The organism is Abiotrophia defectiva ATCC 49176, assembly GCF_037041345.1.
Classification (GTDB): Bacteria; Bacillota; Bacilli; order Lactobacillales; family Aerococcaceae; genus Abiotrophia.
The window spans coordinates 378,836-394,964 of record NZ_CP146287.1 but is presented as its reverse complement, the minus strand read 5'-3'; the positions used below and the strand labels follow the sequence as shown (position 1 = coordinate 394,964).

The window sequence follows — 16,129 nt, the reverse complement described above, 5'->3', positions numbered from 1 at the left end:
TAAAAGTCCGAGCTAGTGGTCCACTCGGCAAAGTGGACCACTGGCTCGTCTAATTTCGGCGCAAACCGCCCTTTTCTGGCCTAAAAGCCTGAGCTAGTGGTCCACTCGACGGAGTGGACCACTGGCTCGGGGCGAGGGCTAAGGCTCCGTCACCAGCAACTCGATAACGGGCTCAATAACCTCCCGCTCTAAGCCTAGGCCTTGGAGTTCTAGCATCTTATAGGCTAGCGGCAGGTCCTTCTTAACCAGGGCCCAGATTTGGTCCTTGGCCTGGTTTTCCATCTGGGCTTGCTCGATATAAGAGAAAATGACATCTAAACGCACTTTCTGCGAGTCTCGCGGCGTATGCTTGAAGGAGAGGGTCACAGGCCCATCAGCTTCAAGGTGCACCAGGCTGTCGCCCTGGTCATTGTGGCTAACATCAACTAGGCGACCCTGACCGGCTAGCTCTAGGTCCGTCAAACAAGCTCCCACAAAGGTTAGCTCATAGGTCCGAAGCCCAGTTCCTTGAGGCGCCAACTTGAATGCTTTGCCTTCAAGAAAGGTCAGCCCGGTCGTAAGGAAGGCCGTGCCATCAGCTACAGTTTCAGCCTCTTCCACCAAGTCAAAGTGACCATCGGCGCCAGTGAAGACCTTGATGGCCAAGACGCTTGGATTAGCCAGCGAGTTGTCAGTCCCATCCTCCCCAGACAGAGGCAGGATGGCGCCCGCCTTGGCGAAGAGCCCCATGCGTTCCAGCGGCCGATAAATCGATAAGCGTCGGCCGCCACTATAGCGCAAGCCAGTCTGAATATCATACCAAGTCCCCTCCGACAGCCAGCCATCGAAGCGAGAACAGAGCGAACGCTGATGACGCGGCTGGGTCAGGGGCATGACCATGATTTGGCTACCAAAATAATACTGATTAGCAATCTCATAGGTCGCCTCCTCTTCAGGGTGCTGATAGTAGAGGGGCTCAATCAGAGGCTGAGCCTGATAGGCCGCCCGGTAGTTCATGGTATAGAGATAAGGCAGGAGCCGGTGGCGCAGGCGCAAGTAGTCCTTCATACTGCTAGCATAAGGCTCCGGATAGCGCCAGGGTTCTTTGCCTAGGAATTCTGAAGACGAACTATGCAGACGCATAATAGGAGAAAAGACACCCAGCTGGTACCAGCGCAAGGCCAGCTCATTGTCGCGGTAGCCGAAGATGTGGCCGCCGATATCATGACTCCACCAACCATAGCCGATATTGCTGGCCGTCGCCGTGAAATAAGGCTGGAAGTCCAGCGATTCCCAGGTCATGTGGCTGTCGCCCGAGAAGCCCACTGGATAGCGGTGACTACCAGGTCCGGCATAACGCGAGAAGGTAATGCCTTGAGGGCCACGGGCTTGAATATCGTGGTAGTGATAGTGGTTGAGCACCCAGAGTGGGTCCACGCCCTTGACGGTCTGGCCTTGTTGCCAGTCAATCCACCAGAAGTCTACCCCCTGCTCTTCTTTTGGATGGTGCAGGTGTTTGAAATAAGCTTCTAGGAAGCGAGGTGAGGTCGGGTCGAAGACCACGTATTCGCCACCCTCCCAGTCCAGGCCCAGCTCTTGAGCCATTTGCTGGTACATGGACTCAAAAGGCCGCACCCCATCGGCCGGATGGACGTTAAGGGTAATGCGTAGCCCATGCTGGTGGAGCCAGGCCATAAAACCCGCAGGGTCCGGGAAGAGCTCCTCATTCCAGGTGTAGCCGGTCCAGCCGCTGCCATATTGAGGCGGAACGGAGACCACATGCCAATCCATATCGATGACCGCCACGGTGAAGGGCAGACCCTCGGCTTCAAAACGTTCAATCAGCTGGCGATAGGTCGCCTCGCTATAACGATAGAAGCGACTCCACCAGTTGCCCAAGGCATACTTAGGTAGGAGGGGCTGGGGCCCGGTCAAACGATAGAAGTCGGCCAAGCAAGCCCGGTAGTCATGGCCATAACCAAAGTAATAGAAGTCTAGGCTGTCGCCTTGCTTGACCTGGTACCAACCATCCTGGGTCAGCTGCAGACTCTGGCTGTCATCCAGGACGCTGAAGCCAAAGCGGGACATAAGCCCCCGCTCTAGTGGCACCGCCCCATTGGCATGGTCCAAGGTTTGAGCCGTCCCACCCAAGTCTTGGATGGGGTCGCCATAATGCCAATCACTGTGGTAGATACTGAAGTAACCCCGCAGCTTGAAGACCAAGCCCTCTCTAGAGAAGGCCTGCTTGTCATATTGGATGAGCACATGGTCGGTGATGATTTCCAGTAGGTCCTCCCGCTCCCGGATCTCATAGTGAGGCACAGGAAAGTCCCGGTTCAAGACCGTCTGGGTCTGACCATCATAGAAGGTCCCCGTCGGACTATACTCGGCCCGAATCAAACGGGAAGTCAGAATAGTGAAGCGATAATTTGGCCCCTGAATGATGGCCCCCGGCGCCGCCAAGGGCTGATAGTCTCCATAGACAGCTTTAATCATGGCTAGTACTCCCTTCTAAGGATAAATTCTTGTTAATGAGGTTGGCGGGGATGTATTGCTGGCGCTGGTCGTGAGCGGTCTGACCTGAATGTAAGACGCGACTCAAGCTAGCCATGGCCTCTTCCCCCTTGTGAACCTGATTGAGGTCAATCGTATTGACCTCGGTCGCCAAATACTGAAGATAAGGAATGTTATCAAAACTCATGAGGCGCCGATCTGGGTCCCACTGGCCTAGCTGGCTTTGGCTGACCTTGACTAATTCCATAGCCAAGACATCGGCAGTCACCATCAGGCCCCGGTAGTTGGACAGGTCCTTGATCAAGTCATCCAATTTAGTGTTAAGGTAGAGGGGCAAATCCCCCTGCCCGCCAGCCGCCTGATAGGCTGCATTGGCTCCCGCATAACGGGCCTGAATAACCCCCACTTGGTCGGGGTCAAATTGATAGCTTAAGAAGGCTAGGTCCAAGCCCTGGCTGCGGGCTAGCAATTCTACTCCGGCATAGGCTAGGTCATAGTCCTTGGAGTTGAGTAGCTGCACATGGTCAGCAGCCTCGACTAGGGCCTGGCCTTGCGCCGTCAAATAGGTGTCAATGAAGACCAAGGGCTCGCTGACACTTTCTATCATGGCCGCTGCCATATGAGCATCACAGCCTACCACGATATGGCCCGCAAAGGCCCACTGGCGTCTGACTTGGTGGACGGCTTCTAGGCTCTCAATATTATGAAGCAGGATGTAGTAGTTCTCTTGCCTGGCAATGCGCTCAATCCCCTCTAGGAGGGAAGCCACAAAGGGGTCAGAATAATTAAAATCCCGTCCGCCACTATAGAACAAGACACTGACCAAGCGCGAAGCCTTAGTCACTAGGGCTTTGGCATTGAGGTTGGGCATGTATTGCAGTTCCTGGGCCAAGGCTTGAATCTGGGCTACCGTCTCCTGGGAGACCTTGTGGTGGCGGTCATTCAAGACATTGGATACAGTCGCGATACTGACATTAGCCGCTTGGGCAATGTCTTTTAGGGTTGCTTTTTTCATTGGGGTCGCCTCAAATCTGACGATTACTTGCTGGAACCTGTCGCAATCCCGGCAATAAATCGTTTTTGGAAAATAATATAGACAATGACAATCGGAATGATTGAAATGGTCGTGGCAGCGAAGAGGCCGCCGTAGTCGGTGCCATACTGGCCATTGAATTGACGTAACCCAACAGCCAAGAGTTGCTTGGACTTGGTGTTAATCATCAGGTAAGGCCAGAGGAAGTCTTCCCAACTCCATAAGAATTGGAAAATGGCTAAACTGGAAATGGTGTTACGTGACATCGGCAAGATCAGGCGATGGAAGATGTAGAAATCCGAACCCCCATCGACTCTTGCTGCTTCAATCAACTCATTGGAGATGCCTGAGATACTTTGTTTGAACATGAAAATCCCGAAGCCGCTGACCATACTTGGGATAATCAGAGACTTATAGGAATCCAGCCAACCGAACTTAACCATCATCTCATATTTAGGAATAATGGTCACGGCCCATGGCAACATCATAGTACTCATGACCACCGCGAACAGCAAGGATTTGCCTTTGAAGGTGAACTTGGCGAAGATGAAGCCAAAGAGCGCGGAGGTATAGATAATAATGGCCGTAATGGTCACCGAAATCATCAAGCTATTCCAGAACATGCCCATGAAATTGAATTTTTCCTGGATATTGGTGTAGTTGTTGAAGGTAGACATGCCCGGGAAGAGACCCCCACCTAACTTGACAATCTCACTATTAGGCGCAAAGGAAGACACCAGCATCCAGATAAAGGGAATAATGGTGATAATGGCCAGCGCCGCCAAAATCAGATTCAAAATCAGGGTTAAGATGCCTTTGGATTTCATTGTTGGTCACCTCCCATATCCATATAGCGGAACATTAAGAGCGTTAGAATGGCAATGACGACGAAGAGAATGACCGCAATGGCCGAAGCCGTCCCAAAGTTATAGTTGACGAAGGCCTCATCAAAGATTAAGTAGGAGATAACGAAAGTCGAAGTCCCCGGTCCCCCTTCCGTCATAATCAGAATTTGAATATAGGTTTGGAAGTAGGAAATGAGGGAGGTAATGGTGACGAAGAGAGTCACTGGCTTGAGCAGGGGCAAGGTAATATTCTTGAAGGTCTGCCAGCCATTGGCCCCATCAATGCGACTAGCTTCATAGACCTCTTCCGGCAGGCCCATGAGCCCCGCTAGGAAGAGGACCGTCGCATAACCAAAATCTTTCCAGACGGTCATGATGATAATGGCAATCATGGCCCAGTTAGAGTTCTTGAGCCAGTTGATGTCCAGATGGAAGAAGCGATTAATGAGCCCAAACTGGGGATTAAACATCCACATCCAGACGAAGGAGACGGCCACCATGGGGGTGACAGTCGGCATATAGAAGAGGCCTTGGAAGAAAGTCCGCATCTTGGTCATGCGCGAGAAGAGCATGAGGGCCAAGGCCAAACCCACTACCAACCGCAAGACGGTCGAGATAGCGGTGAAGAACAAGGTATTAGTCAGCGACTTCCAAAAGAGCTTATCCCCTAATACGAAGCGATAGTTCTCCCAACCAATATAGTTGTACTTCTGGGTCAGCGGATTCCAGTCATGCAGACTCCCGGCAAAGGCCTTATAGATGGGATAGAAGAGGAAGACGGCAAAATAAACGATCAGGAAGAGGACCGACACATTACGAAAGTTGAGTTGTTTTTTCAGGATATTCATCATTTTAACTCCTTTTAACAACGAGAGTGAGTGAGTAGCTGACTACCCCCTCACTCTCAGATTGAGATACTGCCTCATGCCTAGCGGCCTGGGGCAGATCTGCTATTCTTATTGATAGGCTGATTCCAGCGACTTGAAGGACTCATTGCGCATGTCGCGTTCCATTTGACGTTGCGCATTTTCTAAGGCTGAATCCAGATCCACGCCATTATAGAGCACTTCTTCGGCTGCCTTCTTGGCACTGGTTTCCATGGTAGCAGGGAATGGGCCAGGCCAAATCAACTTCTTGATACGTGGCGCAATGACAGATAAGACAGGGTCTGACTTGAGTGATTGATCTTCTTGGACACTATTCTTAGTTGGATAAGAAGCATAGGCTTTGGCTGCTTCTAGTGAGTATTGGTCGTTAGCCAAGAGATACTTGAGGAAGTCTTGGGCCACTTTTCTTTGTTCTTCTGATTGGTTCTTGTTAATACCTGGGGTGCTTTCGCCGTTGTAGCGGTCATAAGCAAAAGGCTGATCCTTGCTGAAGGTTGGAGTCGCGAAGACGCCATATTCCACATCTGGATACTTGGTCTTGAGCTCGTTAGCGAACCAACCCCATTTGTAAACCATAGCAGATTGTTGGTTACCGAAACTTTGGGTATCGTCGGTCCCGAAGTCCTTAGAACCCACGCCATCCACTTCATAGAGGTCTACGAGGAACTTGAGGTTTTCTTTGGTTGTCTCGTTATTGTAGTTAGGCGTAGTACCATCTTCTTGGAAGAGCAAGGTCCCCTTTTGGTAGTTGAGGCCTTGATAGAGGCCGGCATAGGAGCCATTCCAGTTGAAACCGGCTTGAACTAGGTTGTCGCCTTCCTTGATGGTTAATTTCTTAGCCACTTGGCGGAACTCATCCCAGGTCTTAGGAATGTCCTTGTCCGTTAAACCGGCTGCTTGCCACATCTTCTTGTTATAGTAGATGTTACCCGTATTCATGACGATATCGATATAGTTGACTTTACCGTCCACGACATGGGGCTCTACCCCGGTGAAATCTGCCTTGAGATCTTCGGTTGGAATATCATAAGCTTCTAGGTAGCTTGATAGCAGCTTGTCTTGGGAGTTATGAATATTGAAAATGGCTGGACCATCCGAACCTTGTAAGGCCAATGGCAACTTGGTCCAGTAATCATCCCAAGGATGGTTGACCACTTCAATTTTGACGTTAGGGTGTAACTTTTGGTAGGACTCCGCTAACTTGATAGCTGGGTCGCCGTCATTCCAGGTCCAATACTGAATGCTGATATCCTTGCCATCATTGACAGGCGCCTTGGTGTCATATTGGACTTTCTGGCCGAGCGTGTCGTTAGCCTGAGCAGAGCTGAGGGGCACTACACTGGTAGCTAACAAAGCAGAAAAGGCCACTAGTAGTGACTTCATCAACGGTTTTTTCATAGGGAACAGTCCTTTCTTCTGGTTAGGTTAAACGTTTAACCTTTACTTGAGTGTAGCACTCGGCTTAAGGTTTGTCAAGCGCTTTCTTTTTGTTTTGGAGAAAATTCCTGATTTCTGCCTAAAACCGCCGAGCCTCCCCCTTTTTCCGGCAAAATCAAAGGAGCTAGTGGTCCACTCCGGAAAGTGGGCCACTAGCTGGCACGAAATCGGGGCTTTTCCCCGCGTTTCCGGCTAAATCTAAGGAGCCAGTGGTCCACTCCGAAAAGTGGACCACTAGCTGGCACGTAATCGGGCCTTTTCCCCCGTTTCCGGCAAAATCAGAGGAGCTAGTGGTCCACTCGAGAAAGTGGGCCACTAGCTCATACGAAATCGGCGCTTTCCCCCGGTTTCCGGCTAAATCAATGGAGCCAGTGATCCACTCTGGAGAGTGGGCCACTAGCTCATACGAAATCGGGCCTTTTACCCGGTTTCCAGCCAAATCTAAGGAGCCAGTGGTCCACTCTAGAAAGTGGACCACTGGCTCGCACGTAATCGGGGCCTTTACCCGGTTTCCTGGATAAATCTGAGGAGCTAGGCTTGGGACTTGCGGAAGGAGCGCCACCAACGCCAGACTAGGACTAGGGAGAATAAGCCTATCAAGCAAAATAAGGTCGGTAGGACGACTTGTGGCACTAGTAGGTCAGCCTGGAAGTTGGCGCTTCTGACTAGGGCGGAATTTAGCCAGTCAAAAATCACATGCGCCAATAGATGAATGACATAGAGGACTTCCAGAATGAGCACGGCAATGATCAGCCCTTGCGACTTGTGGGCAAAGCGCTCTGATAATAGGACGACTTGAATGGCGAAATAGACTACGAAGACTAGGATTGAATTGAGGCTGGTAGGCTTAAGCGAAGCCTGCATCTGTAGGAATCTCAGCAAAACGAGTCCAGCAAGCAGTAGGATTCTTGTGAGTAGGTAGAAGGACTTATAGCGCGCACGTTGCTTGCGCCCTTGCTCTTGAATGGAAGAAAATTGGTCGGTCATGATATTACTCCTTTGTTAAGGTGGCTAGGGTGTACTCTAAAATCCTTACCGCTAACACCGCTTAAGTAATTACTAATCTGATTATAGCAAATCTTAGCACAAGAGGTAAATGGAGAGGTGCTTTATTAAGCGAGAAGTTGCTCTGGCATCCGCCGCGATGCCGTCACCGTCTACGATGAAGTCGCTTGAGCTAGTTACACCTATTGCCACTTGTCAAGGACTTTTTAATCAAAATCATCTTTTTTTTCATTCGATTTTCTCCTAAGCTCCCTCAGCATTATTCTTGTAAGTTTATCTTGCATTGTTTCAGTTGCATTTTCATCGAAATGGACAACAACCTCATAGGTGGTCTTTCCAATCTTTCTCTTTGTGCTAATGCCTTTTTTATCTGTGTTTTTCAGTTCTTCCATAAATTCTCCTTTCCTCGTTGAAATAAAAAAAGCGATTAGATTTTTTATTTTCTAATCGCTCTTACCAATATTTTGAAATTAGTTCTAAAACCAAGAAGCTCAATCATCTCTAAATTGAGGTTTCTCACTATTTTCATATGGATTATAATGATTGATGTTGCAGCCAAATTCTTTTAGTTTCTTGATTTTATTCTCCTTTGTCCACTCAACCAACGATATACCATCAAATCCTTCTATTCTTCCATCATTCATCTTACTTTTGAAGTACCATTCAACAACTGTTTGATGTTCACTATGGAAAAACTGCTTTATATCCCACGCAAGCACTTTTCCTCTTGTATTCCACTCATTAAACCAATGCTTTACAGTTGCTCGATTTTCATATTTAGGACACCAACTTTCAGTATAAACAACATCTTCCGCAAATATATCGTCTATTCCTAAATCTTGTTGTTTGAGCCACATATCAAACCATAAGCTAATGATCTTCTCTCGGTTTTTCATATTTATCACGCTCCTAATGCTCGGACTTATAAATCCATTTTTAGATAAATCATATGCACCCTTGCTCTTGAATGGAAGAAAATTGATTGGTCATGATATTACTCCTTTGATTGAAATGAGGAAGGGTCCGGGGCTTCCTGCGACAGTCCCTGTCACCTCTATAACTCTAGGCGCCCCTATGAACGCATCATCTGAGCACCTTCCTGTTTGCCGTCTAACTTTCTATCGCCTTGTCTTCCTCAGTCGCGGCAATATCCTGCTGGGACTTGCGATAGGAGCGCCACCACAGCCAAGAGAAAGTAAGCGACAGCAGACCTAGGCCCAGTAAGATGGCTGGAAAAAGGAATTTGAAATAAAACATTAGTCTCTCGGTATTCTGTGACTTTACATAAACAAAGTTCATCCAACTAAACACAAAATGAACAAAAAGGTGTAAGTCATAGAGGGCATCCGATACGACAACGCCCACCAATATCGCGGCTGACTTACGTCCAAAGTGCTCTGATAACAAAACTAACTGTGCAGTGAAGACTAGTGCGAAAAGCACCAAGGGCATCGCTTTAAATTCTTTGATTTCCGCGAGAGCTTGTAGGGCACTTAAGACTATCAGACCAAGGAGAAGCAGATATTTTGTCAGCATATAGAAGGATTTATAGACTAAGCGCTGATTGCGTGGCTTGTCTTCTAGATTAGGCGACACTTCCAATCCTTGAATCAGAAGATAGAGAGAATCACTTGGGCTATCTTCTATTGCGGACCATTCCGACTCCCAGACTTCCAATGCAGTGCGACGAACTTTTTTAAGGGACATGACTAGCAGTAGCATAGATAAAATAGATAAACAAGCGCCTATAACTAATCCAGCTGTCAAGAGTGCGACATAGATAAGAAGAGCCAAACCTAATCCACCTTCACCATAACCATGTCGACCATTCGTATTAAATATCATAGCAATAATCAAGGCAATATTGACTAAATCCCAGACCATGAGAACAACATAGGCACTAGACTGGTAGCGAAAGCGTCCGAAGAGAGAGATACCTAAGCCAATTAAAGCCGGTAGCCCCACCCAAAGCCATATTCCATATACCGGTCTATACTCCAAAAGTAAATCAGGTATCCACCAGAAAAAAGCATAGATAATCAGCATAGTCAGACGAAAGATAAGCGTGACATGGTGAGTGAATTTAAAGCCTCTTTTGGCTTGCCAGAAATCCTCGCGATTCTTTCTATCTTTGTCAGAAAGTTGTCTTGTCATCGGAACACTCCTTTATTTAAGCGGCTGGGATGGCCCCTCTATCCCTAGCCCTGTAATGGAAAATCATTAACCTAATTATAGCAAATCTTAGTATAGAAGGTAAACGGATTATTTTAGGAGTTTTAATGGAGGGTGGCGGTTGGCTAGGGTTGGATGCTTTTTCTGCCTGAGCCCGTCCATTGTTCTGGCTATCTATGGACGGGCTCAGAAATAGATGCTGCCTCCCCATTAAATAGAGAAGCCCAGTGCAATTGAATTGCGCTGGGCTCTTATCAAACTAGCTGACTAGTTATTATTGAGATAATGGTAGAGCGAATAAGGGACTTCGTGCTCCAGTTCCAAGTTCATAGACACTACCGAGACGGGCTTATCGCCTGTCTTCATAATCTCTTGGAGGGCTGAACCCTTCTGATAGTGGACCCGCCCCAAATAATAGAAGTCGGTCCCTTCGCTATTGTCCTTCTTAATGAAGAGGTGCATGGCCAGGCCCGTCTCATCCGCATTCATCATTTGTTGAACGTCATTGGATTCCAGGCGTCGCTTGCTCTTGGAGAAATAATGCAGCATCTTCTCATTGATGAAGGCATCTTCATACTTGGTCGTATCACTAATCTCATCACTCTTATGATAAGTCACATAAATCGGCATGGTGTTAGTCTCGGCATCGATGAAGTAACCGCCGATATTCTGCGGCACCACATTAATCTTCCAATTAAGGAGATGGCAGACATCCTTCCGGCTATAGCGCTCACCCAACTTGAAAGGCGAGTCTTGGCTGTCGTCAGCATAGCGCTCTGACCGCTTCAAGGCCGTCTCCAGCATATCCAGCGTCAGTTCCTTAATTGAGGCATGGCGTAAGAAAGTCTGTATGGTCGCATTCAAGCGGAACACCGGCAGTCCTGGCAAAATAATGGGTTCGCCATACCTCCCTGCGGCTGTCTGAGCGAAGAAGGACAGATCTAAGAAGCCTTCAATAGACCGCCGGATAGCTGGCGACACATCCAGGTTCATTTGCGCTAGAAAGTCATAGAAGGATTCCTTATCCAGGTCGCCTTGCCCTTCCACTAAACGCTTCATAAGCCAGATTTCATGCGGCCGCTTGCCAGGCAAGAGCTCTTCGCAGATAAATTGCAGGAATTGGTCCAGTTCTTTTGAACTTGGAAAATCAACATCCTCTTCAAACTTATCAAGGACTTGCCCATAATGCTTGAAGCTTCCTTCGAAGAAAATAATGGGATCCAGGCTGTCTTCCAAGAGGAAGTCCATGAGACGAGGCACCCGGCCCTTGCGGTTACGCATCTCAACGTAGGCCTCCTTGAGGTTCTTCATGCTAGATAACTTGGTCTGCTTAATTGAGGAGAAGATCTGCTCACGAGCCACCGCCTCGAAGTTAATGGTGGTCATACCGCTCAACTGCTGGCGGTTGACCAGCTTACGGCGATACTCATCCTTGTTCATGGAACGGTCGCCATAGAGGGCGATTGGGATTAGGTAGTTGTTTTTATAATTGCCGATGAAGTCAATAATGGTCACAAATTCCTTGCTGTCATGCTTACGCAGACCGCGACCTAGTTGCTGGATGAAGATAATGCTGGACTCAGTATTACGCAACATAATGACCTGGTTGACACTTGGAATGTCGATCCCCTCATTGAAGATATCGACAGTCAAAATATAATCCAAGTCTCCCGCTTCTAATCTTGCCACCACATCTTGGCGGACTTCCTGGGAATCTTCCCCTGTCAGGGCTTGAGTCCGGTAACCACGTTCATTGAGCTTATGCGATAGCTCATAGGCTTCATCCTTACGCGAACAGAAGATAAGACCCTTGACGGTCTGCCCGCTGACGCCATAATAGCTGACCTTCTCAATCAGGTGGTTGACCCGATTATCCGCCACCAATTGGGAGAAGTCGCTGGTCTCATCTAACAGCTGGCCGTCTAGTTCGATATCTTTAACCCCATAATACATAAAGGGACAGAGCATATCTTCGTCCAGGGCTTCCTGGAGACGAATCTCATAGGCCACATTATAGTCGAAAAGCTCATAGATATTGAAGCCATCCGTCCGCTCTGGCGTCGCCGTCATACCTAGGAGAAAGTCCGGCTTGAAGTGGTCGATCACCTTCTGATAGGTGGCCGCCCCTGCCTTATGGACCTCGTCAATCAGCATATAGTCGAATAAATCAGGCGCCAATTCCGCCAAGTTAGCATCCCGCGATAGGGTCTGAATGGTGACGAAGACATATTGCTTATCTGCCAGGTCCATACCAGGCCGGTAGATGCAGGACTTGTCCATCTGGAAGCCAATAACCCGTTGGAAATCCGACTGAGCCTTGCGCAGAATCTGCTCGCGGTGAACCACGAATAGCATGCGACGGGGCTTATATTGCTCCACATCGAAGGCTGACAGATAGGTCTTACCAGTCCCGGTGGCACTGACCACTAGGGCACGACGGGCGCCCTGATCACGAACTTGCTGCAGTGAGGCTAGGGCTTTGACCTGCATCTTATTAGGTCGAATGACTTGCGTCTCATAAGGCGCTAGCGGCTCCTTGGTCAGAGGCGCAATGGACTCCTGGGCATGCGACGTTTGTTGGAAAAGTGGCCGTTGCCAATCCCGTTCAGGTAGGTGATCCCGCCCTGGCGTCTCGCCAAGCACTGTCAGCTCCTTCTGACGGGCCAGGTCATATTGATTAATGATGAGCTCGTCCAAAGGCAGGGACTCCTGCCAAAGCTGGTCGTATTCCTGGTACATCTTCTGAATGAAGTCCCCACTCTCAGCCGAGGTCAACTTAATGTTCCATTCATAGTTTTTCTTAAGTGCCGTATAAGTTAAGTTAGAAGATCCCAGAATGACTACATGCCGCTCCCCCTGTTGGAAGAGATAGCACTTGGCATGCATATTGAGCTCCTCACGGGTCAGCCGCACCTGAACATTGGATAGCTTGAGCAGCTCCCGCATAGCATCCGGATCATTGAAACCTAGATAGGGCGAAATCAGGATGTAGCCTTCTACCCCGCGATCAGCCAGATCCGAGAGTTGAGTCTTAAGCATGGCAATCCCAGCCTTGGAGATAAAGGCCACAGAGAAGTAGAAACGATCACACTTAAGAAGCTCATCTTGAATAGCGGTGAGAACATGGGCCCCCTTGGCCGGCTTATTAATGAGAATCTGCGGGGCATAGTTGCCATCCGGATAGTCATGGCGATGAATGAAGCCATGCTGGAGAGATTTAGTAAGTTGCGATTGAAAATAATTGGACACGGTGAGGGCTCCTTTTGATGGTAGGATACAGTCATATTATACGAATAAAATACTATAAAAACAACGCTAGTTGACGCTAGCGTTGTTTTGTTTATATAAGGCCAACCTAGGGTTAGTACTAAGTTATGGTTGTGCCTTTTTGACCCCTTGCGGGGAATGAGGTATCTAAATGTTAAAAAAACCACAATCGCAGTACGCTTTAGAAGTTTCCGTCCCCTCGCGGGGAATGAGGTATCTGAACAGACCAATTCAATAAGAAAACCAAAGATTATACATATTTCCGTCCCCTCTCGGGGATTAAGGTATCTGAACGACTTAACGCCGATTGATGATGAACTGAACGGCGGTAGTTTCCGTCCCCTCTCGGGGATTAAGGTATCTGAACTCTATATCTTGTGTCACCCTAGACACGATATACAATATATAGATTTCAAGGGTTTTCTAGTATCAGATACTCCCTTAATTACTACTCTTTATTATACCATAAATGCCTAAAATTCTCAATATTATAACAAAAAAAGCGCCCTCCCGGCGCTTTTTCTCTTATCCTCTAACTTGCCAATTTCTCATTCACCAATTCCTGCAGAACTTGCGCATCATAACCCGCATCAGTTAGCCGGTCGATTCGTTCCTGTCCATTGCCCCAGTCACCTCGGATAACTGACCAGACCACTTCATCTAGGTCGCTAGCTGCATCGACACAGCCATTCGGATGATTAGCTCCCCCAGCTTCACTGCCAGTGGCTACACTCCCAGCCCTCGCATCATATTGAGGCCGGGCATAACCTAGGATGCGCCAGTCGTCACTAGCATAATGACGGCGGACAACCTGGTTGAGCCAGTTACCCTCAATAGTATTGACGGTTTCGCTGTCGCCGTCCACACTTTCCACAATGCCGATGTGAGATGCAGGCCCACCCCCAAAATCGAAGAAAATCAGATCGCCAGCTTGAGGCCAGACATGGCCTAGCCAGATGCCCTGCTCTTGGCACCAGGTCAGATGACGAGGCACGCCGCATTCGCGCCCAATCAGATGAGCGATGCCGGCCTGGTCTCCCATGACGGTAACGAAGACATCGCACCAGTCGTCGCTGTAGGTAACTGCGTAGCCGACCGGCAGGGGTTGGACAGCGTTATAGGCATCAACGAGGCCCTGATGGGTGGGACTTCCGCCTTGGACGCCTAGGTAGGCTTGGGCCTTGGATAGGAGTTGTTGAATTTGTGGCTTCATGAGTGGGTTCCTCCTTTGGATGGGATGAGATGGGTTTGGAGTGCGGGCTATGTGGCTAAGGGCGTGAGCGGAGAGCCTAAGCGGACTTTGCCTTGCTCCTAGTCTTGCGTCGGCCATAATGCCAGCCTTGAAGTAGCGCCCCTAGGAAGACGCCGACTAGATTGAGGGTGCCAACCAGGCGACGAGGCCAGGGGTCGGGCCAGGCATAGAGTTCGGCTAGACCTTGGACTAGGACCGCTAGCGCCGGAATCAGGATCAGTGCCATCCATTGAATCGTCGTATAGGCCTTGCGACTAGTGGGAAGATGCATAATGACTGCCTCGCTTTCTTTGCTTAGAGATAGAAGTGCCTGGCTGCGTCAAGCCAGACTGTGGACCCGCTTGTCTTCCAGACGTCCCAGACGTTGGCGGACGCGGGACAGGTCCTGTGCAACTGTTGTGACTTGAGTCTGGGTGGCACCTAGGTCGGTCTGAGTGACCTGGAGCTTGGCTTGGGTGGTGGCTAGGTCATTTTGCGTGGCATGTAAGTTATCCTGAGTTGTCGCAAGACTGGCTTGCGCGCCTTGCAGGTTACTCTGCGTGCTAGCTAAGTCCGTCTGCATGCGCTCGATTCGAAGAATCAGCGTCTGGATCGCCGCAATCAGGCGCACCAACTTGCCCAGGAGGGTCGCGCCCGCGACTAGGCCGGACGCCAGCGTCGTAAGCTGTAGCCATGTCATGATGAAGGCTCCTTTCTGAATAATGATGGGGTGGCTGAGTGGCTGGCGCCAGTCCATTGTTCTAGCTATCCATGGACTAGCTTGTCGCAAATCCAGTAAAATGCCCGGTTTTCGCCACCTAGCGACCGAGCCAGTCCACCGTTCCCCCTATCTATGGACTGGCTCGTAAGATACTAGGTGTCTTTGGCTGAGCCATGTCGCGTTGGAAGCCCAATGCGACGTGGCTCACGCCCAACACGACGTGGCGGGTGCTCTTTCGCCATTTTTCAGGCTAAAAGGGAGTTTCCTGCCGCAGCCATGTCGTATTGGAGCCCCAATGCGACGTGGCTCACTCCCAACACGACGTGGCGGGCGCTTTTTCGCCATTTTCTGAGTTAAAAGAGGGCGTACCGCCTTAGCCATGTCGCGTTGGAAGCCCAAAGCGACGTGGCTCACGCCCAACACGACGTGGCGGGCGCTTTTCGCCATTTTCTGAGCTAAAATAGGGCGTGCCGCCTTAGCCACGTCGCGTTGGAGGCCCAATGCGACATGGCGCTCTTCCAACACGACATGGCGGGGCGCCCAACTCACCCTAAGCCTCAGCCTTGTAGACTTCCTCTACGGTGCGGGTGACGTAGTTGGCGGTCTTCTCCTTGGCGAACTGGTCGACGGCGTCCTTGGTGAAGATGTCCTTGCCTACGATGGTGGCCATGGCGGCTTTGGCCTGGTCCTTGGTGATGTCTGCCTTGGCGTGGCGCAGGCTAATCTTCTTAGACTTGCCGTCTGCGGTCGCGAAATTCATCTCAAAAGTCTTAATGGTTTTGTTAGCCATGATGGGTTCCTCCTTAATTCACTGCTCTACTCAACAAGCCGACTAGTTGACGCTGAAGACCTCGGTCACCTGGGTCTCGGTGATGGGATGCTCAACCAGGGTAGCAATAGCGTCGCGCACGGACTTGATGTCCTCGGCGCTAGCGTTCTCTACTAGGTTGGGCATGGAAACATTCTCCGCCTTCTTGTTCTCATCTAGGGACTTGAACTTGAGGATACCCTTAACATATGATCGTGCCATAATGAATC

General features: G+C 49.6%; 15 protein-coding genes. All 15 read right to left on the bottom strand.

Annotated elements, in window-relative coordinates; genetic code table 11:
* Positions 1–138: 138 nt before the first annotated feature.
* The 15 genes from V7R82_RS01920 to V7R82_RS01850 all read right to left on the bottom strand — a co-directional run bounded on the left by V7R82_RS01920 (position 139) and on the right by V7R82_RS01850 (position 16,121).
* On the bottom strand, positions 139–2,475 hold the full coding sequence (locus V7R82_RS01920) for a glycoside hydrolase family 31 protein (protein WP_338543096.1): 2,337 nt from the start codon (positions 2,473–2,475) through the stop codon (positions 139–141).
* Complete coding sequence (locus V7R82_RS01915; RefSeq protein WP_338543094.1) at positions 2,468–3,508, bottom strand: LacI family DNA-binding transcriptional regulator; 1,041 nt, start codon at positions 3,506–3,508, stop codon at positions 2,468–2,470. Before V7R82_RS01915 ends, V7R82_RS01920 begins: the two co-directional genes overlap by 8 nt.
* 23 nt (positions 3,509–3,531) lie before the next feature.
* A complete protein-coding gene (locus V7R82_RS01910) occupies positions 3,532–4,353 on the bottom strand; it encodes a carbohydrate ABC transporter permease (protein WP_291432294.1) in 822 nt (273 codons plus the stop codon).
* Positions 4,350–5,219, bottom strand: coding sequence for a sugar ABC transporter permease (locus V7R82_RS01905; protein WP_314255751.1), 870 nt, complete (start codon positions 5,217–5,219; stop codon positions 4,350–4,352). Before V7R82_RS01905 ends, V7R82_RS01910 begins: the two co-directional genes overlap by 4 nt.
* A 108-nt stretch (positions 5,220–5,327) precedes the next feature.
* Positions 5,328–6,656 (bottom strand): extracellular solute-binding protein, encoded by a 1,329-nt coding sequence (locus V7R82_RS01900; RefSeq protein ID WP_291454662.1) that lies wholly within the window; start codon positions 6,654–6,656, stop codon positions 5,328–5,330.
* A gap of 570 nt (positions 6,657–7,226) precedes the next feature.
* Positions 7,227–7,682, bottom strand: a complete 456-nt coding sequence (locus V7R82_RS01895) for a hypothetical protein (protein ID WP_338543088.1) — start codon at positions 7,680–7,682, stop codon at positions 7,227–7,229.
* Positions 7,683–7,906: 224 nt separating this feature from the next.
* Complete coding sequence (locus V7R82_RS01890) at positions 7,907–8,092, bottom strand: transposon-encoded TnpW family protein (RefSeq protein WP_268445227.1); 186 nt, start codon at positions 8,090–8,092, stop codon at positions 7,907–7,909.
* Between the two features lie 99 nt (positions 8,093–8,191).
* Positions 8,192–8,596: a nuclear transport factor 2 family protein gene (locus tag V7R82_RS01885; protein WP_070755722.1), complete on the bottom strand. Its 405-nt coding sequence runs from the start codon at positions 8,594–8,596 to the stop codon at positions 8,192–8,194.
* Between the two features lie 214 nt (positions 8,597–8,810).
* Complete coding sequence (locus V7R82_RS01880; protein WP_338543084.1) at positions 8,811–9,854, bottom strand: hypothetical protein; 1,044 nt, start codon at positions 9,852–9,854, stop codon at positions 8,811–8,813.
* A 285-nt stretch (positions 9,855–10,139) separates the two neighbouring features.
* Positions 10,140–13,121, bottom strand: a complete 2,982-nt coding sequence (locus V7R82_RS01875; RefSeq protein WP_338543082.1) for a DEAD/DEAH box helicase — start codon at positions 13,119–13,121, stop codon at positions 10,140–10,142.
* A gap of 550 nt (positions 13,122–13,671) precedes the next feature.
* Positions 13,672–14,352 (bottom strand): CHAP domain-containing protein, encoded by a 681-nt coding sequence (locus V7R82_RS01870; protein WP_338543080.1) that lies wholly within the window; start codon positions 14,350–14,352, stop codon positions 13,672–13,674.
* Positions 14,353–14,428: 76 nt separating this feature from the next.
* Positions 14,429–14,662, bottom strand: a complete 234-nt coding sequence (locus V7R82_RS01865) for a phage holin (protein WP_338543078.1) — start codon at positions 14,660–14,662, stop codon at positions 14,429–14,431.
* Between the two features lie 48 nt (positions 14,663–14,710).
* The gene (locus tag V7R82_RS01860) at positions 14,711–15,070 is read right to left on the bottom strand and encodes a hypothetical protein (RefSeq protein ID WP_338543076.1); all 360 of its coding nucleotides are present in this window, start codon (positions 15,068–15,070) and stop codon (positions 14,711–14,713) included.
* A 571-nt stretch (positions 15,071–15,641) separates the two neighbouring features.
* Complete coding sequence (locus tag V7R82_RS01855) at positions 15,642–15,881, bottom strand: DUF2922 domain-containing protein (RefSeq protein WP_291431321.1); 240 nt, start codon at positions 15,879–15,881, stop codon at positions 15,642–15,644.
* A 42-nt stretch (positions 15,882–15,923) separates the two neighbouring features.
* Positions 15,924–16,121 (bottom strand): hypothetical protein, encoded by a 198-nt coding sequence (locus V7R82_RS01850; protein WP_268445269.1) that lies wholly within the window; start codon positions 16,119–16,121, stop codon positions 15,924–15,926.
* Positions 16,122–16,129 lie beyond the last annotated feature (8 nt).